This window comes from Thiohalobacter sp. IOR34, assembly GCF_030406045.1.
Lineage (GTDB): Bacteria > Pseudomonadota > Gammaproteobacteria > Thiohalobacterales > Thiohalobacteraceae.
Genome location: NZ_CP128988.1, coordinates 2,772,642 through 2,794,339, shown reverse-complemented (window position 1 = coordinate 2,794,339; position 21,698 = coordinate 2,772,642). Strand labels below are relative to the sequence as shown.

The window sequence follows — 21,698 nt, the reverse complement described above, 5'->3', positions numbered from 1 at the left end:
ATGAAACTGACCAGGCGTGACTTCATCAAGTCCAATGCCGTGGCGGCGACCGCGGCGGCGGCCGGCATCACCCTGCCCGGCGTCAGCACGGCCCTGCCGAAGAACAAGGAGTTCATTCGCTGGGACAAGGCGGCGTGCCGTTTCTGTGGCACCGGTTGCAGTGTGCTGGTCGGTACCCGCGACGGCCGGGTGGTGGCCACCCAGGGTGACCCGGATGCACCGGTCAACCGCGGCCTGAACTGCATCAAGGGCTATTTCCTGTCCAAGATCATGTACGGCAGGGACCGTCTGACCCAGCCGCTGCTGCGCAAGAAGAACGGCAAATTCGACAAGAACGGCGACTTCGAGCCGGTCTCCTGGGACGAGGCCTTCGATGTCATGGCCGAAAAGTGGAAGGCGGCCATCAAGAAGAAGGGGCCGACCGCGGTCGGCATGTTCGGCTCCGGCCAGTGGACGGTGTGGGAGGGCTATGCCGCCTCCAAGCTGTACAAGGCCGGTTTCCGTTCCAACAACATCGATCCCAATGCCCGGCACTGCATGGCCTCGGCGGTGGGTGCCTTCATCCGTGGTTTCGGCGCCGACGAGCCCATGGGTTGCTACGATGACCTGGAGAATGCCGATGCCTTCGTGCTCTGGGGTTCGAACATGGCCGAGATGCACCCCATCCTCTGGTCGCGCCTGACCGACACGCGGCTCACCCGGGAGGGCTGCGAGGTGCACGTGCTCTCCACCTACGAGCACCGCTGCTTCGAGCTGGCCGACAACGGCATGGTGTTCAGGCCGCAGACCGATCTGGCGATCCTCAACTACATCGCCAACTACATCATCCAGAACAAGGCCTACAACAAGGACTTCATCGACAAGCACGTCAACTTCACCAAGACGCCGACCGACATCGGCTACGGCCTGCGGCCCGAGCATCCGCTGGAGCAGAAGGCCAAGAATCCGGGCAAGGGCAAGCTCTCCAAGATCAGCTTCGAGGAATATGCCAAGTCGGTCGAGCCCTATACCCTGGAGTATGCCGCCGAGTTGTCCGGCGTGCCGGCCGACCAGCTGGAGCGGCTGGCCAAGGTCTATGCCGATCCGAACAGGAAGGTGACCTCCTTCTGGACCATGGGTTTCAACCAGCACACCCGTGGCGTCTGGGTCAATGGCCTGCTCTACAACGTGCATCTGCTGATGGGCAAGATCTCCGAGCCCGGCAACAGCCCCTTCTCGCTGACCGGTCAGCCCTCGGCCTGTGGCACGGCGCGTGAGGTCGGCACCTTCGCCCACCGCCTGCCGGCGGACCTGGTGGTGAAGAAGAAGGCGCACCGCGACTTCGCCGAGAAGGTCTGGAAGCTGCCGGAGGGTACCATCCCGCCCAAGCCGGGCTACCATGCCGTGCTGCAGAACCGCATGCTCAAGGACGGCAAGCTCAACGCCTACTGGGTGATGTGCAACAACAACATGCAGGCGGCGGCCAACATGAACGAGGAGAGCTATCCGGGCTATCGCAATCCGGAGAACTTCATCGTCGTCTCCGATCCCTATCCGACGGTCACCGCGCAGGCGGCGGACCTGATCCTGCCCACCGCCATGTGGACCGAGAAGGAAGGCGCCTATGGCAATGCCGAGCGGCGCACCCAGTTCTGGCGTCAGCAGGTCAGGGCGCCGGGCGAGGCCAAGTCCGATCTGTGGCAGATCATGGAGTTCTCCAAGCGCTTCAAGGTCGAGGAGGTCTGGCCCGAGGAGCTGCTGGCGAAGAAGCCGGAATACCGCGGCAAGACCCTGTACGACATCCTCTATCGCAACGGCCAGGTGGACAAGTATCCCAAGCAGACCGTTACCGATGAGCGGGGCAACGTCTACGACAACGACGAGATGGAGCACTTCGGCTTCTATGTCCAGAAGGGGCTGTTCGAGGAATACCGCATCTTCGGCACCCAGGGGCCGAAGAAGGGCCACGACCTCGGCGAGTTCGATCAGTACCACAGGGTGCGCGGCATGCGCTGGCCGGTGGTCAACGGCAAGGAGACCCTGTGGCGTTATCGCGAGGGTTACGATCCCTACGTGGAGGCAGGCAAGGAGGTTCAGTTCTACGGCAAGCCGGACGGCAGGGCGAACATCATCTTTGCGCCCTATGAGCCGCCCGCGGAGAGTCCCGACAACGAGTACGATCTCTGGCTGTGCACCGGCCGCATCCTGGAGCACTGGCACTCGGGTTCCATGACCCGCCGCGTGCCGGAGTTGTATCGCGCCTTCCCCGATGCGGTGATCTTCATGCATCCCAAGGACGCCGAGAAGCGCGGCCTGCGCCGCGGCCTGCCGGCCAAGGTGGTCAGCCGCCGTGGCGAGATCGTCGCCCGGGTCGAGACCCGCGGCCGCAACCGGCCGCCGGAGGGGCTGATCTTCGTGCCCTGGTTCGATGCCGGCCGGCTGATCAACAAGGTCACCCTGGATGCCACCGACCCGCTGTCCAAGGAAACGGACTACAAGAAGTGTGCGGTCAAGGTGGTGAAGGCCTGAGGTCGTGATGGCGGAACCCCGGACCAAGCAGGTGCGTCGTGCGCCGCGGCAGGCTGGCCGCCGCCGTTTCCTGGCCGATCTGGCCAGGACGGTGGGCGGTGTCACCTTGCTGGGTCTGGGGGTCGGCCTCTATTCGCGGCAGGCAGCCTCGCTGCCGGCAGAGGCCATCCGTCCGCCGGGCGCGCTGGCCGAGGCGGATTTTCTCGGTGCCTGCATCCGCTGTGGCCTGTGCGTGCGCGACTGTCCCTACGATACCCTGCGCCTGGCCGAGCTGGGTGAATCCGTGGCCACCGGCACGCCCTACTTCATCGCCCGCGAGGTGCCCTGCGAGATGTGCGAGGACATCCCCTGCGTGAAGGCCTGTCCGACTGGCGCCCTGGATCATGCTCTGGAAGACATCGACCAGGCGCGTATGGGGCTGGCCGTGCTGGTCGATCAGGAATCTTGCATCGCCTTCCAGGGGCTGCGCTGCGAGGTCTGTTACAACATCTGCCCGGTACGCGGCAAGGCCATCAGCCTGGAGCTGCGCCACAATCCGCGCTCCGGCACCCATGCCCTGTTCATCCCGGTGGTGCATTCCGACGCCTGTACCGGTTGCGGCAAGTGCGAGGAGGCCTGCATTCTCGAGCAGGCCGCGATCAAGGTGTTCCCGCTGCGCCTGGCCAAGGGTGAGCTGGGCCGGCACTATCGCCTTGGCTGGCAGGAAAAGGAGAAGGCCGGCCGGAGTCTGGTCACGCCGGATACCCAGCGGCGCTTCAACTTGCCGGAGGGTGCGCACTATGACTATCAGAGCGGCAAGGTCATCTACGATGAGCAGGCCGCGCCGCCGGAGACGCCATTCGGTGATGATCCCCTGAAGCAGCTCAACCGCCGGCAGGAGGAGCAGCCGTGAGGCGGCAGGCTTATCCGGGACAGGAGGCGCTGGCCCGCAAGGGACGCCTGGGAGCCAGCAAGTGGCTGCTGCTGCGCCGGCTCAGCCAGCTGGGCATCCTTGCGCTGTTCCTGCTCGGGCCCCTGGCCGGGGTGTGGATCGTCAAGGGCAATCTCAATTCCAGCCTGACGCTGGACGTGCTGCCGCTGACCGATCCCTATGTGCTGCTGCAGTCGCTGCTTAGCGGGCATTGGCCGGAACTGTCGGCCGCCATCGGTGCGCTGATCGTGCTGGTCTTCTATCTGCTGGTCGGCGGACGTGCCTACTGTGCCTGGGTCTGTCCGGTGAACCTGGTTACCGATGCCGCCCACTGGTTGCGCGAACGGCTTGGGATCAGTGGCGCCTCGCGTCTGTCACGTCAGGCACGATACTGGATCCTCGGTATGACCCTGTTGCTGGCCGCGCTGACCGGCAGCGTCGCCTGGGAGTTCGTCAATCCGGTATCGATGCTGCACCGCGGCCTGATCTTCGGCATGGGGCTGGCCTGGCTGGTGGTGCTGGCCGTCTTCCTGCTCGATCTGCTGGTCAGTCGGCGGGCCTGGTGCGGCCATTTGTGCCCGGTCGGCGCCTTCTACAGCCTGCTCGGCCGCTACAGCCTGCTGCGGGTCAGCGCTGCGCGGCGCGAGGCCTGCGACGACTGCATGGACTGCTTTGCGGTCTGTCCCGAACCGCAGGTTATCCGCCCGGCCCTGAAGGGGGCCGCCGAGGGTGTCGGGCCGGTGATATTCTCGGCCAACTGCACCAACTGCGGGCGCTGCATCGATGTCTGTGCCGAGGACGTGTTCGAGTTTTCAACCCGATTCAACAACCGAATCAAACCATCTGCGCATCTGTCGCTGTCTGGAAAGACGGAGGTCTTATCATGAAAAAGTCGATTGTAACGGCGTTGGGTCTTGCCTTGGCGCTTGGGGGGTACGCGTCGCTGGCGGTGTCTGAACTTGCCTCCCTGCGCGGGGCGCAGGATCTGACCGAGGAATCCAAGGTGCCGGCCATGAAGCAGTATCGCAAGGACGGCGAGGTGTTCGATCGCGAGTACGTGCAGCAGCCGCCGCTGATTCCGCACAAGATTGAGGGCTACCAGATCAATCGCAAGTTCAATAAATGCCTGAGTTGTCATAGCTGGGCCAACTACAAGGAGGCCGGTGCGACCAAGATCAGCCAGACGCACTTCGAGGACCGCGACAAGAACGTATTGGCGAATGTCTCTGCGCGGCGCTATTTCTGCACCCAGTGCCATGTGCCGCAGGTCAACGCCAAGCCGCTGGTCGACAACACCTTCGAGCCGGTGCGGGCACTCACCGGGCATTGAGCGTGTAGCGATTCCACCTGACGGGCTGAACAAGGGCGAACAGACATGGCTGATTCAAACTGCGACAACAAGGGCTTCCTGTGCCGGATATGGTCCGCGCTGCGGCGACCCTCTGCCACCTATACCCTGGGCGGCATCCTGGCGATTGGCTTCGTGGCCGGCATCATCTTCTGGGGTGGTTTCAATACCGCCATGGAGGCGACCAACAACGAGACGTTCTGCATCTCCTGTCATGAAATGAAGGACAACGTCTATCAGGAGTACAAGAACACCATTCACTACAACAACCGCACCGGTGTCCGAGCCACCTGCCCGGACTGCCATGTGCCCAAGGAATGGATCCACAAGGTGGTGCGCAAGATTCAGGCTTCCAACGAGCTGCTGCACAAGGTGCTGGGCACCATCGACACACGCGAGAAGTTCGAGGCCAAGCGCCTGGAGTTGGCGCGTCACGTCTGGGAGACCATGAAGAAGACGGATTCGCGCGAATGCCGCAACTGCCACGACTACAAGTCGATGGACTTCACCTACCAGGGGCGACGTGCCGTCAACCAGCATGCCAAGGGTCTGGAGGAAGGCAAGACCTGTATCGATTGCCACAAGGGCATTGCCCACCAGTTGCCGGACATGCACGAGGAGAACCCGACGGCGGTGATCGGCAACGGGTAGGGGTGAGTCAGAATCCAGAATTCAGAATTCAGGAGCTGGAAGTCAGAAGCTGGAAGTCAGGGGGCGGTCGCTGTGCGCGACCGCCCCTTTCATTTGGAGCAGCCGCAGGGTGCGCACTGCGCACCACCACCCGGCGCGGTCAATAGAAAACGAAGGCCAGGCGCTTGGCCGATCAGCCGCCGGTCATCGACATGAAGCGGATCACCTGGCCGGGCTTGTCGATGAATTCGTGGCGTTCCGGTTTCATGTCGATGGCCTGGCGGATGGCCGCCTCCAGCTCGGCATCGGAGGCGCCGCCGCGCAGCAGCGGCCGCAGCGCGAAGCTGTGGCTCTGACCGAGGCACATGTAGAGGGTGCCGTCGGCGGCCAGCCGCACCCGGTTGCAGGTGTCACAGAAATGCTGGGACATGGGGGTGATGAAGCCGATGCGCAAGTCGCTGCCGGCCACCTGCACATAGCGCGCGGGTCCGCCGCCCGGCATCATCCCCGGCAGCAGCTCGAAGCGGCGGGCGAGGCGTGCCTTCACCTCCTGCAGATCGAGGAAATGGTCGCTGGCGCGGCGCCCAGTGTCACCCACCGGCATGGTCTCGATGAAGCGCAGGGTGAAGCCGTGCTCGATGCAGAACTCGACCATGGCCTCCACCTCATCATCGTTGACGCCCTTCATCACCACCATGTTGATCTTGATCGGGGCGAAGCCGGCATCACGCGCGGCCCGCAGGCCGTTGATGACCTTCTCCAGTTTGCCGCCACCGGTGATCTCGCGGAAGCGTTCCGCTTGCAGGGAATCGAGGCTGACGTTGATGCGTGACACGCCGGCGGCGCGCAGCTCGCTGGCATGGCGGGCCATGCGGGTGGCGTTGGTGGAGAGGGATAGGTCGTCGATGCCCGGCAGCCGGGCGAGGCGTGCCGCCAGCTCGGGCAGATTCCTGCGCACCAGGGGTTCGCCACCGGTGAGACGGACCCGGTGGGTACCGAGGCGTGCGAAGGCAGCGATCACCCGTTCCAGCTCGTCGAAGTCGAGCCACTCGTCCGGTGGCTCGAAGTCGCGGAAGCCCTTGGGCAGGCAGTAGAAGCAGCGCAGATCGCAACGGTCGGTGACGGACAGGCGCAGGTATTCGATCTTTCGACCCAGTCGGTCTGTGAGTTGTGTCGTCATGCCTGCTGCATTCCCCCGAATCCAGGTCAGAGCATACCCCCTGGCTGCCGGCCGACCCCTTGATCGAGATCAAATCCGCCCCGCTGCCCCGTCTCTGGATTATGGGTGCCGAGGGCCGACGGGTCCAGTCTCCGCCCATCGGTCCCCCATCCTGGCTGCGGCTTTTGCCCGCAAGCCTGGGGCATATGCCCTGCCCTTCTCTGACGCGAGCCTTCTATCCTGCTGATTTGGCAGGAAATAAAGTCTGGCCCCCTTCTTGCTGCAGAGGGGCTCACCCGGCGGCAAGGGCCGGGCCGAGGAGAGCCGTTGTTACCGTGTCCATGCGCTGGCAGCTGGATGAAGGGGCCGTGTTCGCCGGGGCGCTGGTCCTGTCGGTGTCACTGCATCTGTTCGTCTACGGGTACTGGGCGGACAGGGACGGCCCCCGTCCGGTGCCAAGGACGGCGGCCGAATCGAAGTCGATCCGCCTGCAGTGGCTGCCGCCGGCACCGCGGCGCCCGCTACCCGAAGCGGCGCCACGGGCCGTTGCGCGGGCGAGGCCGGTCGAGCCGGAGCAACCCGCTGCGCAGCCCCGGCCCAGGGCTCATCGGCCGCCGGCGCCGCGGCCCGCGCGCCCCGCGCCCGAGCCGGTCAGGCAGCCGCCGCGGGTTTCGCAGCCGTCACGGTCGGCGGAGGTGCCCGTCGAGCGGCCGACGGCGGTGCCTGAAGCGCCGCCGCCCGCGGCGCCGGCTGCCGAGGCCGATGCGGAGACGAGCTATCTGGCCCGCTTGCTGGCGCATATCGAGCGCCACAAGTTCTATCCCCGTGCCGCGCGACGTCGGGCTCTGGAGGGCGAGGTGGAGGTGAGCTTCGAACTGCTCGCCGATGGCAGGGTGCGCGATCTGCAACTGACGGGGGGCGCGCGTCTGTTGCGCAACGCCGCACGTCAGGCGGTGCAGGAGGCCCTGCCCCTGCCGCGGCCGCCGGCCGCTATGCGCCTCCCCCGGCGGGTGGAATACCGGATGCGCTTCGAATTGCGTCAGGACTAGAAAGGGAGTTCGACGTTTTTTCCTGTTGTTTAAAACAAGTTGTTCAAAACAAAAAGGTAGAGTCGATGAATCACAAAGCTGTTTCCAGATACGTCCTGTTCCCGGTCCTGTCGGCCGGCGTCTGTGGCGGTGTTCTCGCGGGCGCTGCGGCGGAGCCGCTGCCCGAGATCGCGGTCACCGCGACCCGCGAGGCGGTACCGGTGGCCGATATTCCGGCCACCATCGATGCCGTCGATGCCGCGGTGATCGACGAGGTGCGTCCGGCCCATCCCGGCGAGCTGCTGCTGCGCATCCCCGGGGTGCATGTCAACGTGACCAATGGCGAGGGCCACATGACCGCGATCCGCCAGCCGATCACCACCAAGCCCATGTATCTGTATCTGGAGGACGGCATACCGACCCGTTCCACCGGCTTCTTCAATCACAATGCCCTGTACGAGGTCAACGTGCCCCAGGCGGACCGTGTCGAGGTGCTGAAGGGGCCGGGCACGGCGCTCTATGGCAGCGACGCCATCGGTGCCGTGATCAATGTCATGACCCGTCCCGCGCCTGAAGCCCCGGAGGCCGAACTCGGCCTGGAGGGCGGCGGCCACGGCTGGGCGCGGCTGCTGGCCTCCGGCGGCACCGGCTGGGACAGTGGCGGGGTGCGCGCCGATCTCAATCTCAGCCACACCGATGGCTGGCGCGATGCCACCGACTACGACCGGCAGAGCGCCACCCTGCGCTGGGATGCCTTCCTCGACAGCGGCGCCACCCTGAAGACGGTGCTGGCGCTGTCCAACATCGACCAGCAGACCGCCGGCAGCTCGCGTCTGCTGCTGGACGACTATCACAACAACCCGACCCTCAACTACACGCCGATCTCCTATCGCGAGGTGCAGGCGGCGCGCTTCTCGGTGGCCTGGGAGAAGGAAACCAGTGACAGCCTGCTGAGCGTCACCCCCTACCTGCGGCACAACGTGATGGAGCTGCTGCCCAACTGGTCGCTGAGCTACGATCCCACGGTATACGAGACGCGCAACGATTCCTTCGGCGTGCTGGTCAAGTACCGGCGTGACTTGGAGCCCATGCAGACCCGGGTCATCGTCGGCCTGGACGTCGACTACAGCCCGGGTGGCCGTACCGAGCATGCCATCAACCCGACCCTGGCCGCCGATGGCAAGACCTATGTCAGCTATACCCTGGACAGCTTGATCTACGACTACGACGTCAGCTACCGCGGCATCTCGCCCTATGCCCATGTCGAGTTCTCGCCGCTGCAGCGCTTGCGTGTCACCGCCGGCCTGCGCTACGACAATGCCGAATACGACTACGACAACAAGCTGGGCGAGCTGACCACCGGCTCCCATCGCCGGCCGGCCAGCACCAGGGTCGACTTCGATCATCTGAGCCCGAAGCTGGGTGCGACCTGGCGCTTCAATGAGCAGCTCAACGGCTTCGTCTCCTACCGCCATGCCTTCCGGGTGCCGTCCGAGAGCCAGCTGTTCCGCCAGGGGCGGGCGGAGAACACCGTCGAGCTGGAGCCGATCAAGGTCGACAGCTACGAGATCGGCGTGCGCGGGCGCACTGTGGGCCGCCTCGACTATGAGCTGTCCGTCTACCGCATGAGCAAGAAGGACGACATCCTTACCTACCGCGATCCGGTCACCTCGGCGCGGCTCTCGGTCAATGCCGGCGAGACCCTGCATCGCGGTGTCGAACTGCGCCTGGCGCGCGCCCTGGGTTCGCGTCTGAATGTGGATGTCGCCGCCTCCTACGCCAAGCACACCTATGAGGAATGGTCGGTGGGCAGCACCGACTTCAGCGGCAAGGAAATGGAATCGGCACCGCGGCTGATGGCCAGTGCACGCCTGGACTACCGGGCCGCCGTTCTCAACGACGGCCGGGTCGAGCTCGAGGTGGTGCGCCTCGGCGAGTACTGGATGGATCAGGCCAACACCTACAAGTACAAGGGGCACAGTCTGCTCAACCTGCGTCTCAACTACCCGGTCAGCAAACAGCTGGAGTTCCATGGGCGGGTGATGAACCTTACCGACCAGCGTTACGCCACCACCGCCAGCTACAAGGCGGCGGCCTGGGGTCGGCCGGAGCGCTTCGAGTATTCGCCGGGCCTGGAGCGGACCCTGTACCTGGGTCTCAAGTACCGGTTCCTGTGAGGCGCTGGAGGGCGCATGCAGGCGCTCGCATATTGCATCAGGAGCCCGGATGATGGTGTGGCTGGACCTGCCGGGGATCGCGGCCTGGTGACCGCTCCTACATGGGACAGAGGTTCCGCCACACCCCTGTAGGAGCGGCCTCCCGGCCGCGATTTGGCGGGCAACCCGGTCGCGGCCTGGCGACCGCTCCTACATGGGGCAGAGGTTCCGCCACACCCCTGTAGGAGCGGCCTCCCGGCCGCGATTTGGCGGGCAACCCGGTCGCGGCCTGGTGACCGCTCCTACATGGGGCAGAGGTTCCGCCACACCCCTGTAGGAGCGGCCTCCCGGCCGCGATTTGGCGGGCAACCCGGTCGCGGCCTGGCGACCGCTCCTACATGGGGCAGAGGTTCCGCCACACCCCTGTAGAGCGGCCTCCCGGCCGCGATTGGCGGATATTGCACCAAGGATTTGGCCTGACATCGAACAGGCACAAACCGTAACCTGCCCAGGGGATCCTTCATGGCCATATCGTCACTGTATTACAGCACGAACCTCCTTCATGCGCGCCGCCTTGGTGCAATATCCGGGCTAGTGCTGCTTTGGGTTCTGGCAGGCATGGCCGGCGCCGCCTTCGCGCGGCCCGGCTACGATCCCTGTGCCGATGTCGCGCAGCCTGCGAGCCTGGCCTGCGCGCGGACGGTCACGCCCTTCGTCGACCGCCAGGGGCGGATCTGGCTGGCCTGGGCGCAGCACGGTCATGTCTATGTGCAGCAGGCGGCGGATCCGGCGACCGGCTTCGGTCCACCCCGGGTGGTCAATCCTGTGCCCGAGCCGGTTGCCGCTCATGGCGAGAACCGCCCCAAGCTGGTGGTGGATGGCGAAGGCCGGATCTTCGTCTCCTGGACGCGGCGTGGCCGGCGGCGCTTCAGCGGTGACATCCGCTTCAGCCGCTCGCTGGACGGCGGGCGGACGTTCAGTGAGCCGCTGACGGTCAACGATGACCGGCGGCCGATCGGTCACCGTTTCGACGTCCTGGCGGTCAACGACCGTGGCCAGCTGTTCATCGCCTGGCTGGACAAGCGTGACCGGGCGGATGCCGAGGCGGCGGGGCGTGGATACCGCGGGGCCGCCGTCTATTACAGCTGGTCCAACGATGCTGGCAGCAGCTTCCAGCCCGATCGCCGCCTGGCCGGGCACAGCTGCGAGTGCTGCCGGGTGGCGATGGCGCTGGACCGCGACGGCCTGCCGGTGGTGATGTGGCGGCATATCTTCGATGACAATGTCCGCGACCATGCCCTGCTCAAGCTGGAGGCGCCCGACCGGCCCGGTACGCCGCGCCGGGTCAGTTTCGACGAATGGCGTATCGACGCCTGTCCCCATCACGGGCCGGCGCTGAGCGTCGATGCGGACGCCGTCTATCATCTGGCCTGGTTCGACAATGGGCCCCGACACCATGGCCTGTTCTATGCGCACAGCGCCGACCAGGGTCGCAGCCTGTCCCGGCCCCTGCCATTCGGAGACGAACGGCGTGCGGCCGGGCATCCCGCCCTGCTGGCCATCGGCCGGGAGATCTACCTGGCCTGGCGGGAGTTCGACGGCAGCCGCAGTCGCATTCTCGGCATGCGTTCCGGCAACGGCGGCGAGACCTGGGAGGCGGCCCGGGTGCTGGCCGAGGCGCCCGGTGAGGCGGACTACCCTTTCCTGGTGGCCCGGGACGGCCAGGCCTGGCTTTCCTGGCAGACCCGCGAGACGGGTTACCGGCTGCTGGAGTTCAGATAGGGTGGCCCCGAGGCGCTGCCGCCTGTGGCTGACGGACCTCTGTCTAGCCCGGATATTGCACCAAGGATTCGATGCTCAGGGCGAGGCTGGCAAGGCAGCCTGGGTGATCGTCCGAAGAGTCATAGCCGTTGCTATGGCTTGAGGAGGATCACCCAGGATGCGAAGCCAGAGTCGGCCTGACATCGAACAGGCACAAACCGTAACCCGCCCAAGGTACCTTTCATGGCCATATCGTCCCTGTATTACAGCACGACCCCCATTCATGCACGCCGCCTTGGTGCAATATCCGGGCTAGCCCGGATATTGCACCAAGGATTCGAGTTTCAGGGCAAATCTGGCCAAGCAGTTTGTTCGATCGCCCGTAGAAGCATAGCCGTAGCTATGGTTCAAGGGGGATCGGGCGAAATGCGACGCCAGATTTGGTCTGAACTCGAATAGGCACAAACCGTAACCCGCCCAAGGTACCTTTCATGGCCATATCGTCCCTGTATTACAGCACGAACCCCATTCATGCACGCCGCCTTGGTGCAATATGCGGGCTAGTCGCCCTGCTGGGTGTTTGCCAGATGGCGATGGCGGCACCGCGTTGGTGGCTGGCGGAGAGCTATGCGGGCGTGGTCGAGTCGCGCCAGGGCCAGCCCTTCATTCTGGCCTTCTGGTCGCTGGATTGTCCGCCTTGCTATCGGGAACTGGCGATGTGGGCCGAGCTGAAGCGGCGTCATCCGGGGCTGGATCTGGTCCTGGTGTCGACCGACGGGCCGGCCGCGGCGGCGGAGGTGGAGGCGCTGCTCGCCGAGCTGGGGCTGGAGTGGGCGGCCGCCTGGCTGTTCAGCGAGCCGCACAGCCAGCGACTGCGCCACGCCGTGGATCCCGCCTGGCGTGGCGAGCTGCCGCGGACCTATTACCTGCGCGCCGGCCGGGTGGAGCGGGCGGTCAGTGGTCTTCCGCAGCGCGGCTTCGTCGAGGCCTGGCTGAAGGGGCCCTGAACATCGAGCCGGGCCGACCCCGAATGCCGCGTCCGCCTGCCTACACGGTCTGGTAGTAGAGGTTCTGCGGATGCCGCGCCTGGGCGAAGAACAGCCAGCGTTCGGCGAGCAGCCCCAGGTACTGGAACAGGAAGGCGAAGGTCAGCACCAGCGGCGCCGGCGGGGTCAGGCCGATGGCCAGCAGCAGCAGCGGCACGCCGAAGGCCATCAGCAGCGAGATCCACATCATCGAGGTGAGAAAACTGGGCGAGCGGCCGTGGTTGTACTCACGGGTGTTGAAGGAGCCGCCCATCGACCCCTGGGCCTTCTGCACGATCTGGGTGTGGCGGATGCCGATGGCGGTCTGCAGCGTCGACTTGTGACGCAGCCGCCGGTTGCGCAGCAGCGCGGCGCTGCGCGAGACCAGGGCGGCGAGGGTGAGGATGATGGCCCAGGCGCCATAGAAGGCCGTCAGTGCCGGTTCGCAGAAGGCGGCATAGGCCGTGGCCAGGGTGAAGCCGCTGGCCGAGCCGAGCAGCAGATAGTTGATGACGGTCAGCGGCGTGGCCCATTCCTGCAGGAACTTGATGGCGGCATAGATCATGCCGGTGCAGACGAACAGGGCGAAGGCCAGCACGCTGGCGACGGCGCCGACCAGGATCGACAGGTCGATGGCGATGTCCGCCTGGCGGCCGATGTGGAAGAACACCGGGTCCCAGCCGGTGAAGTGGATCAGGCCGTAGACGAAGACCATGGCCATGAAGGCCGGCAGCACGATCACCTCGCGCGACAGCCAGGAGGTGCGCCAGCGGGCGGCGGCGCGCCAGCCGCGCTCCGGCCGGCCGAGATGGAACAGCGAGGCGACCAGCCCGGCGACCAGCAGCGCCAGGGCGAGCAGGCTGCCGCTGCCATAGAAGTCCGCGCCGGGCTGGCTCGGCAGGACCCGCACCGCCGAGTACAGCTCGCCGGTGTACAGGGCCAGGAACAGGCCCTGGCCGGCACCGATCAGGGTGGTCAGGAAGATCACGGAAAATGCGGGATGCATGCGTTCTTTCTCCAGGATGGCGCGCCGGGCGCGCAGCGTTCTGCGGGGTGATGGTTACCAGCTGGTGATGTCGTCCAGGGTCGGTTCCTCGATGATCCGCTCCGGGTGCTGCTTTTCGTACTTCAGCGGGTTGTCGATCCGCTCCAGCTCGTCCTCGTGGATCTGGATACGGGTCTTGCGCCGCGGCAGATAGTGGTTGGCCGGGCGGGTGCCCCATTCGGGCATCAGCTGATAGCCGCCGTTCTCGCGGATCGCCACCGAGACCTCGGAATCCGGATCGTGCACGTCACCGAACAGCCGGGCGCTGGTCGGGCAGGCCAGCACGCAGGCCGGCTTGCGCTCCGCCTCCGGGAAGTCCTCGTTGTAGATGCGGTCCACGCACAGCGTGCATTTCTTCATCACCTTCTGCTGCTCGTCCAGCTCGCGGGCGCCGTAGGGGCAGGCCCAGGAGCAGTACTTGCAGCCGATGCACTTGTCGTAGTCGACCAGCACGATGCCGTCCTCGACCCGCTTGTAGCTGGCGCCCGTGGGACAGACCGGCACGCAGGGCGCGTCCTCGCAGTGCAGGCAGCTCTTCGGGAAGTGCACCGTCTCCGTGTGCGGGAAGCAGCCGACCTCGAAGGTCTGCACCCGGTTGAAGAAGGTGCCGCTCGGGTCCTCCCCATAGGGGCGCTGGTCGGGCAGCGGCCCGGCCGTGCCCGAGGTGTTCCATTCCTTGCAGCTGGTCACGCAGGCGTGGCAGCCGACGCAGACGTTGAGATCGATTACCAGGGCGAGTTGGGTCATGGATGTCTACCTGAGATTCGGTTGAGCGTCAGCGGGTGCGTCATTTGCGCTTCATGCGCCCGGCGAACCAGGCCAGCCAGTTGCCGCGGTGCGGTTTCTGGCCGGGAAGCGTCGGCATGGGGTCGAACTGCGGATGGCTGACCTCGGCCTCGCCCGGCTGGAGAGGGTAGATGCGCACCCGCACGTCGTACCAGCCGGCCTGGCCGGTGACCGGGTCGGAGTTGGACAGGTGTTCGCCGTCCTGGCCGGGCGGCAGCTCCTCGCTGATCAGGTGATTGAGCAGAAAGCCCTTGCGCGCCTCGTTGGCGGCCGGGTCCAGTCCCCAGGCGCCGGCGGCCTTGCCGATGGCGTTCCAGGTCCACACCGTGAAGGGTTCGGTGGCCTCGGAATAGCGGCACAGGCAGCGCACCTTGCCGTGCATGGATTCGACCCACATCCATTCGCCGTCGCCGATGCCGGCGGCGCGAGCGGTCTGCGGATTGACGTACAGGAAATTGTAGGTATGGATCTGCCGCAGCCAGGCGTTCTGCGAATCCCAGGAGTGATACATGGCCATCGGCCGCTGGGTGACGGCATTCAGCGGATAGCGGTGCAGGTCCGAGCGGGTGGTCTCCAGCGGCTCGTGATAGAAGGGCAGCGGATCGAAGTAGGTCTCGATGCGTGCGCGCAGATGATCCGGCGGCTGCTTGCCGAAGCTCTTGCCCTGGGCGGCGAGGCGGAATTTCTGCAGCACCTCGGAGTAGACGTGGATCAGGATCGGCTCCGCGTAGCGCGTCAGGCGGTGGTTCTGCGCCCACTCCAGATAGCCCTGGTTCCAGTTGCGCATGTACTGGTAGGACTTGGGCAGCTCGTAATGGAAGACGCAGTTGTTCTTCTCGTACATCTCCCACTGCTTGGGGTTGGGCTCGCCCTTCATGAACTTCTCGCCACCCTTGCCGCGCCAGCCGGCCAGGAAGCCGATGCCGGAACCCGGCTCGGTCTCGAAGTTGACGATGAAGTCCGGATAGTCGCGGAACTTGCGTGAACCGTCCTCGTTGACGAAGGCCGGCAGCCCGAGGCGCGAGCCCAGCTCGATCAGCACCTCCTGGAAGGGCTTGCACTCGCCACTGGGCGGCAGCACCGGGATGCGCACCGAGTCCACCGGGCCGTCGAACTCGGAGATCGGCCGGTCGAGCATGGACATCACGTCGTGCCGTTCCAGGTAGGTGGTGTCCGGCAGCACCAGGTCGGCGTAGGCCACCATCTCCGACTGGAAGGCATCGGCGACGATCAGGAAGGGGATCTTGTAGTCGCCGTTCTCGTCCCGGTCGTTGAGCATCTTGCGGATCTCGGTGGTGTTCATCGCCGAGTTCCAGGCCATGTTGGCCATGAAGATCATCAGGGTGTCGATCCTGTAGGGGTCGCCGCGCCAGGCGTTGGTGATGGCGTTGTGCATCAGGCCGTGCACCGACAGCGGGTACTCCCAGGAGAAGGCCTTGTCGAGGCGTACCGGCTGGCCCTCGTCGTCCACGAACAGGTCGTCCGGGTCGGCCGGCCAGCCGAGCGGCATGCCGGCCAGCGGCGTGTCGGGCTGCACGCCCTCCGGCCCGGTGGGGGTCTTGGCACAGGGCGGGATGGGCCGCGGGAAGGGGGGCTTGTGACGGAAGCCGCCAGGCCGGTCGATGGTGCCGAGGATGGACATCAGGATCGACAGGGCGCGGATGGTCTGGAAACCGTTGGAGTGGGCCGCCAGGCCGCGCATGGCGTGGAAGGCGACCGGGGCGCCGGTGATGGACTCGTGCTCGTTGCCCCAGACGTCGGTCCAGGCGATCGGCAGCTCGATCTTCTGGTCGCGGGCGGTGACGCCCATCTCGTAGGCCAGGCGGCGGATGGTCTCCACCGGGATGCCGGTGATCTCGCTGGCCCACTCCGGGGTGTAGTTCTCGACCTGCTCGACCAGCAGCTGGAAGGCCGGCTTCACCGGCGTGCCGTCGTCGAGGCGGAACTCGCCGAGCAGGTAGGGGTCGGCGCCGGGGGTGTGGGTGGAGATCGGCTTGTTCAGCTCGCGGTCCCACCACAGCTTGTTCTGCGGGTCGAAACAGCCTTCCTCCGGCGGCACCTCGAAGCGCACGAACATGCCGTATTCGGTGCTCGCCTCGTCCATGTTCACCAGCTGCGCCGAGTTGCTGTACTGGATCAGGAAGTCGCGGTCGTACAGGCCCTGCTTGATGATCTCGTGGATCAGCGCCAGCAGCAGGGCGCCATCGGTGCCGGGGCGGATCGGCACCCATTCGTCGGCGATGGCGGAATAGCCGGTGCGCACCGGGTTGATGGAGATGAACTTGCCGCCCTGGCGCTTGAACTTGGACAGCGCGATCTTCATCGGATTGGAGTGGTGATCCTCGGCGGTGCCGATCATCACGAACAGCTTGGCGCGGTCCAGGTCCGGTCCGCCGAATTCCCAGAAGGAGCCACCGATGGTGTAGATCATGCCGGCCGCCATGTTGACCGAGCAGAAACCGCCGTGGGCCGCGTAGTTCGGGGTGCCGAACTGCTTGGCGAACAGGCCGGTCAGGGCCTGCATCTGGTCGCGGCCGGTAAACAGCGCGAATTGCCTGGGGTCGGTCTGGCGGATGCGGCCGAGGCGTTCCTCCATGATCTGGAAGGCCTCGTCCCAGGTGATCGGCTCGAACTCGGCTGCGCCGCGCTCGCTGCCGGGCTTGCGCCTGAGCGGCGTGCCGAGCCGTGCCGGGGAGTATTGCTTCATGATCCCTGAGGCGCCCTTGGCGCAGATCACACCTTTATTAAGGGGGTGTTCCGGGTTGCCCTGGATGTAGCGCACCTCGCCGTCGCGCAGGGTGACGCGGATGCCACAGCGGCAGGCGCACATGTAGCAGGTCGTGTTCTTGACCTCGATGCGTGCCGCCTCGTCCAGCGAGCGGTCGAGCGGGTCGTGCAGAGGGGTGGATTTGCGCATGCTGTATTCTGTCAGTGGCCTCGGGGGAGGGGGCAATCTAGTCAAGCGGCCGGCCGCTTGCCAATCAACATTTCTGAAATGAACATAAAATATTATAATATTCTAATGAGCATTCCATTATATGTAATGTAAAACAGTCGCTTGGCCCGCATATTGCGCGAAGGATTCGAGTTTCAGGGCAAATCTGGCCAAGCAGTTTGTTCGATCGCCCGTAGAAGCATAGCCGTAGCTATGGTTCAAGGGGGATCGGGCAAAATGCGCCGCCAGATTTGGTCTGAACTCGAATAGGCACAAACCGTAACAGGGCACAATTGCTCGCATAGGGAATCACTGCCTTGATAAGTACCGGAAAAATTACGCTTTCAAGGCCGCCTTCGTGCAATATGCGGGTTAGTCTGAACGCCTTGCCAGGGCAAATCAATAAGGCCTGTTTATGATTGCTAAAGATAAAACTGTTTGGAAATCCGCCGGTAAATCTATATGGTAGTCACCCCGCAGAAAGTCGGGAATGCTGGTGGTGCGTCACAGCTGGGCAGGTTTCCTGCGGACGGTGCGCCAGACGCCGACGAATCCGAAGATTTTTAGGGATCTGAGACCACGGAACTTGATCTAGGACAAGGTAGGGCGCCGGGCGCTGAGGCAGAGTAGCCAGCCGCGTTTGGCGTTACGGATGACACCGGGTTCCGCGGGATCCAATTCCAAAGGCCGTCGCTGCACTGGCGGCGGGATACCAAACCGAAAGTTGACATTAAAGTAGAACGGAGAGAAACCATGCCAACATATGTGCGTACCGAAAAGTGCGATGGTTGCAAGGGTCAGGACAAGACGGCCTGCATGTATATCTGCCCGCATGACCTGATGAAGCTGGACAAGGACGGCTCCGAGACCGGTCATGCCATGAGGGCCTTCAACCAGGAACCCGATCAGTGCTGGGAGTGCTATTCCTGCGTCAAGATCTGCCCGCAGCAGGCCATCGAGGCACGTCACTACGCCGACATCGTGCCGCTGGGCGGTTCCGTGCAGCCGCTGCGTGGTTCCGACTCCATCATGTGGACCATCAAGTTCCGCAACGGTACGCTGAAGCGCTTCAAGTTCCCGATCCGCACCACCCCGGAAGGTTCCATCGATCCGTACGCGGGCAAGCCGGCTGCCGACATGAGCAAGATCGAGGAGATCGGCTTCTTCAACGAAGAAAACGGTTTCCGTGCTGGCGATCGCAGCGAGCTGATCCGTCTCTGAACCCAACACCCTAATTATCTGGAATTTCTGAAGAGGACTGTAAGAAATGGCAGGAGAATTTGGTAATCCTGAGGTCGTCGAAGAAGAAGTCGACATCCTCCTGATCGGTGGTGGTATGGCCTGCTGCGGCGCCGCGTTCGAAATCATGCGCTGGGCAGAGGGTACCGACCTTAAAATCAAGCTGGTCGACAAGGCCGCCATGGACCGTTCCGGCGCCGTGGCCCAGGGTCTGTCCGCCATCAACACCTACATCGGTTCCGAGCAGGATCCGGCCGACTACGCGCGCATGGTCTCCAACGACCTGATGGGCATCACCCGTGACGACCTGGCCTACGACCTGGGCCGCCACGTCGACGAGTCCGTGCACCTGTTCGAGGAGTGGGGTCTGCCGATCTGGAAGACCGACGAGAACGGTGAGCGTCACAACGGCGCCGAGGGTCTGCCTTCGCTGAAGGACGGCGGCAAGCCGGTCCGCTCCGGTAAGTGGCAGATCATGATCAACGGTGAGTCCTACAAGTGGATCGTTGCCGAGGCCGCCAAGAAGGCCATGGGCATGGACAACATCCAGGAGCGTGTGTTCATCGTCAAGCTGGTCAACGACAAGAACGACAGCAACCGCGTCGCCGGTGCCGTCGGCTTCTCCGTCCGCGAGCACAAGGTCTACGTCTACAAGTTCAAGGCCTGCCTGCTGGCCGCCGGTGGCTGCGTGAACATCTTCCGTCCGCGTTCGGTCGGTGAAGGCCAGGGCCGTGCCTGGTACCCGGTCTGGAACGCCGGTTCCACCTACGCCATGGCTGCCGAGGCCGGCGCCGAGCTGACCATGATGGAAAACCGCTTCGTGCCGACCCGCTTCAAGGACGGCTACGGTCCGGTGGGTGCCTGGTTCCTGCTCTTCAAGTCCAAGGCCACCAACGCCACCGGCGAGGTCTACATGGAGCGCAACAAGGACATGCTGGACGACTATCCGCCTTACGGTCAGGCTGCCGTCCCCGCCTCCTGCCTGCGTAACCACCTGATGCTGAAGGAAATGCGCGAAGGCCGCGGCCCGATCTGGATGGATACGGTCACCGCCCTGGCCAACCTGCGCGAGACCCTGAGCCCCCGCGAGGTCAAGCACCTCGAGGCCGAGGCCTGGGAAGACTTCCTCGACATGTGCGTCGGCCAGTGCGGCATCTGGGTCGGTGAGAACATCGAGCCGGAGAAGAAGAACTCCGAGCTGATGCCGACCGAGCCCTACCTGCTGGGTTCCCACTCCGGCTGCTGCGGCATCTGGGTGTCCGGTCCGACCGACGTCGGCGCGCCGACCGACGAGGCGCTGGGCGAGGGCATTCCCGAGCACCTGCCGAAGGGCTGGAACTGGGGCTACCGCTCCATGACCACCGTCAAGGGTCTGTTCACCGCCGGTGACGGCGTGGGCGCCTCCGGTCACAAGTTCTCCTCCGGTTCCCATGCCGAGGGCCGCATGGCTGCCAAGGCCATGGTCAAGTTCTGCCTCGACAACAAGGACTGGACCCCTGAGCTGGACACCCCGGTCGACCAGCTGGTGGAAGAGATCTACAAGCCGGTGCGCAACTTCCTGGAGCACAAGGACTACACCACGGCCATCGACGTCAACCCGAACTACATCACTCCGCGCATGCTGCAGTTCCGCCTGCAGAAGATCATGGACGAGTATGTAGCCGGTGTCGCCACCTACTACACCACCAACGAGCACATGCTCGAAGTGGCGGAGCAGAAGCTGGAGATGCTGAAGGAAGACGCCGAGAAGATGCGCGCCAAGGACCTGCACGAGCTGCTGCGTGCTTGGGAGAACTACCACCGCATCCTGACGGCCGAGGCCCACATGAAACACATCCAGTTCCGCGAGGAATCCCGTTATCCGGGCTTCTACTATCGCATGGACAAGAACTTCGTCGACGAAGAGAACTGGAAGTGCTTCGTGAACTCCATCTATGACAAGAATGCCAAGAAGTGGACCGTGTTCAAGCGCGCCCACGTGGATCTTGTCGACAAGTCCAAGCTGTTCAAGTAATTACCGGACAGTACGGCACTTTGAGGGACCGGGCGTCGAGAGGCGCCCGGTTTCTTTCTTTGTGAAGCAAGAAGGCAGAAGCTAGGAGCTGGAAGCTAGAAGTCGGAAGTAGGGCGGGCATCGCCCAGCGTCTCCCAGCTTCCAGCCACTGCATTGAGGTAATCGAGATGAGCGTTGAAATCAGTGATCCCCCCTTCCCCACCAGTCCGGTGGCGCCGACCCAGTACGAAGGTGACCATGTCATCCAGTTCAGCTGTCACAAGGGCATCGGCTGTTTCAATGCCTGCTGCAAGAACATCGACATCACCCTCACGCCCTACGACATCCTGCGGCTGAAGAACCGGCTGGGAATCGATTCGCGCGAGTTCCTGCGCGAGTACACGGTGCCCTACGAGATGGAGAAGGACGGCCTGGCGGGGGTCAAGTTCAAGCCGGTGGACAATGGCACCGCCTGCCGCTTCATGACCGAGGAGGGCTGCAGCGTCTACGAAGACCGGCCCACCGCCTGCCGCTACTATCCGGTGGGTCTGCTCTCCATGCGACGCGCCGACGAGTATGTCGACCGTGACTACTATGCCCTGGTCGAGGAGGACCACTGCCTGGGGCACCAGGAAGACCGCAAGCTGACCATCGACGAATACCGTCAGGAACAGGGTCTGGTCGAGTATGACGACAAGGCACGCGGCTGGCGGCAACTGATTCTGAAGAAGAAATCCTCCGGACCGACCGTGGGCACCCCGTCCAAGCGCAGTCGGCAGCTGTTCTTCATGGCCTGCTACGACCTGGACAGCTTCCGCGAGTTCCTGCGCAGTGAAGGGTTCCGCAGCAGCTTCGTGCTGCCGGAGGACGAGTATGCGCGGCTGCTGGAGGACGACGAGGCGCTGCTGCAGTTCGCCTTCCGATTCCTCAAGCAGGTGTTGTTCGGCGAGGAGAGCATCCCCGTCCATCCCGATGCCCTGGCGGCGCGCGAGGCGCGTCTCAAGGCGCTGGCCGAGGCGCGTGCGGCGCAGAAGGCGAGCTGGGAGGACAAGGAGGGTGGCTTCGATTCGGCGCCGATCGAGTAGCCGGCGCGCCAGGCAAACCATAAGCTTTTGCTTATGGTAATAATCAACAATATTGAGTGTTGATTATTTCACATTGGGGGTAGAGTGACC

16 protein-coding genes are annotated in these 21,698 nt (G+C 64.4%); 12 read left to right on the top strand and 4 right to left on the bottom strand.

Annotation, left to right across the window (positions count from 1 at the left end):
• From napA to QVG61_RS12835, 5 genes are read left to right on the top strand one after another with little or no spacing between them, the layout of a single operon-like run.
• On the top strand, positions 1–2,508 hold the full coding sequence (gene napA / locus QVG61_RS12855; protein ID WP_289931045.1) for a nitrate reductase catalytic subunit NapA: 2,508 nt from the start codon (positions 1–3) through the stop codon (positions 2,506–2,508).
• Between the two features lie 7 nt (positions 2,509–2,515).
• Positions 2,516–3,400: a ferredoxin-type protein NapG gene (gene napG, locus QVG61_RS12850; protein WP_289931044.1), complete on the top strand. Its 885-nt coding sequence runs from the start codon at positions 2,516–2,518 to the stop codon at positions 3,398–3,400.
• Positions 3,397–4,305: a quinol dehydrogenase ferredoxin subunit NapH gene (gene napH, locus QVG61_RS12845; RefSeq protein ID WP_289931043.1), complete on the top strand. Its 909-nt coding sequence runs from the start codon at positions 3,397–3,399 to the stop codon at positions 4,303–4,305. The genes napG and napH overlap by 4 nt, the downstream gene beginning before the upstream one ends.
• Positions 4,302–4,748, top strand: coding sequence for a nitrate reductase cytochrome c-type subunit (locus QVG61_RS12840; RefSeq protein ID WP_289931042.1), 447 nt, complete (start codon positions 4,302–4,304; stop codon positions 4,746–4,748). Before napH ends, QVG61_RS12840 begins: the two co-directional genes overlap by 4 nt.
• 45 nt (positions 4,749–4,793) lie before the next feature.
• The gene (locus QVG61_RS12835; protein ID WP_289931041.1) at positions 4,794–5,417 is read left to right on the top strand and encodes a NapC/NirT family cytochrome c; all 624 of its coding nucleotides are present in this window, start codon (positions 4,794–4,796) and stop codon (positions 5,415–5,417) included.
• A gap of 172 nt (positions 5,418–5,589) precedes the next feature.
• Here the strand turns inward: QVG61_RS12835 and moaA are convergent, their stop codons facing one another.
• Positions 5,590–6,576 carry a GTP 3',8-cyclase MoaA gene (moaA, locus tag QVG61_RS12830; RefSeq protein ID WP_289931040.1) on the bottom strand — a complete coding sequence of 329 codons (987 nt, stop codon included), beginning with the start codon at positions 6,574–6,576 and terminating at the stop codon, positions 5,590–5,592.
• A 698-nt stretch (positions 6,577–7,274) separates the two neighbouring features.
• Between moaA and QVG61_RS12825 the strand changes: the two genes are divergently transcribed.
• From QVG61_RS12825 to QVG61_RS12810, 4 genes are all read left to right on the top strand, one after another.
• Positions 7,275–7,604 carry a TonB family protein gene (locus tag QVG61_RS12825; protein WP_289931039.1) on the top strand — a complete coding sequence of 110 codons (330 nt, stop codon included), beginning with the start codon at positions 7,275–7,277 and terminating at the stop codon, positions 7,602–7,604.
• A gap of 65 nt (positions 7,605–7,669) precedes the next feature.
• Positions 7,670–9,760, top strand: coding sequence for a TonB-dependent receptor (locus QVG61_RS12820; protein WP_289931038.1), 2,091 nt, complete (start codon positions 7,670–7,672; stop codon positions 9,758–9,760).
• A gap of 597 nt (positions 9,761–10,357) precedes the next feature.
• Positions 10,358–11,521, top strand: a complete 1,164-nt coding sequence (locus tag QVG61_RS12815; RefSeq protein ID WP_289931037.1) for a sialidase family protein — start codon at positions 10,358–10,360, stop codon at positions 11,519–11,521.
• A 572-nt stretch (positions 11,522–12,093) separates the two neighbouring features.
• Positions 12,094–12,507 carry a redoxin domain-containing protein gene (locus QVG61_RS12810; RefSeq protein ID WP_289931036.1) on the top strand — a complete coding sequence of 138 codons (414 nt, stop codon included), beginning with the start codon at positions 12,094–12,096 and terminating at the stop codon, positions 12,505–12,507.
• Positions 12,508–12,547: 40 nt separating this feature from the next.
• On the opposite strand, the gene QVG61_RS12805 is transcribed toward QVG61_RS12810, so the two are convergent.
• The 3 genes from QVG61_RS12805 to QVG61_RS12795 are packed head-to-tail and all read right to left on the bottom strand — an operon-like array spanning position 12,548 to position 17,186.
• Positions 12,548–13,531 (bottom strand): DmsC/YnfH family molybdoenzyme membrane anchor subunit, encoded by a 984-nt coding sequence (locus tag QVG61_RS12805; RefSeq protein WP_289931035.1) that lies wholly within the window; start codon positions 13,529–13,531, stop codon positions 12,548–12,550.
• Between the two features lie 54 nt (positions 13,532–13,585).
• Entirely contained in the window at positions 13,586–14,317 is a 732-nt protein-coding gene (locus QVG61_RS12800) for a 4Fe-4S dicluster domain-containing protein (RefSeq protein WP_289931034.1), read from the bottom strand.
• 40 nt (positions 14,318–14,357) lie between these two features.
• Positions 14,358–17,186: a molybdopterin oxidoreductase family protein gene (locus QVG61_RS12795; protein ID WP_289932785.1), complete on the bottom strand. Its 2,829-nt coding sequence runs from the start codon at positions 17,184–17,186 to the stop codon at positions 14,358–14,360.
• An 858-nt stretch (positions 17,187–18,044) separates the two neighbouring features.
• Here QVG61_RS12795 and aprB point away from each other — a divergent pair.
• From aprB to QVG61_RS12780, 3 genes are all read left to right on the top strand, one after another.
• Complete coding sequence (gene aprB, locus QVG61_RS12790; protein ID WP_289931033.1) at positions 18,045–18,512, top strand: adenylyl-sulfate reductase subunit beta; 468 nt, start codon at positions 18,045–18,047, stop codon at positions 18,510–18,512.
• 46 nt (positions 18,513–18,558) lie between these two features.
• Positions 18,559–20,544 carry an adenylyl-sulfate reductase subunit alpha gene (gene aprA / locus QVG61_RS12785; RefSeq protein WP_289931032.1) on the top strand — a complete coding sequence of 662 codons (1,986 nt, stop codon included), beginning with the start codon at positions 18,559–18,561 and terminating at the stop codon, positions 20,542–20,544.
• A gap of 167 nt (positions 20,545–20,711) precedes the next feature.
• Complete coding sequence (locus QVG61_RS12780) at positions 20,712–21,608, top strand: YkgJ family cysteine cluster protein (protein WP_289931031.1); 897 nt, start codon at positions 20,712–20,714, stop codon at positions 21,606–21,608.
• Positions 21,609–21,698: the final 90 nt, after the last annotated feature.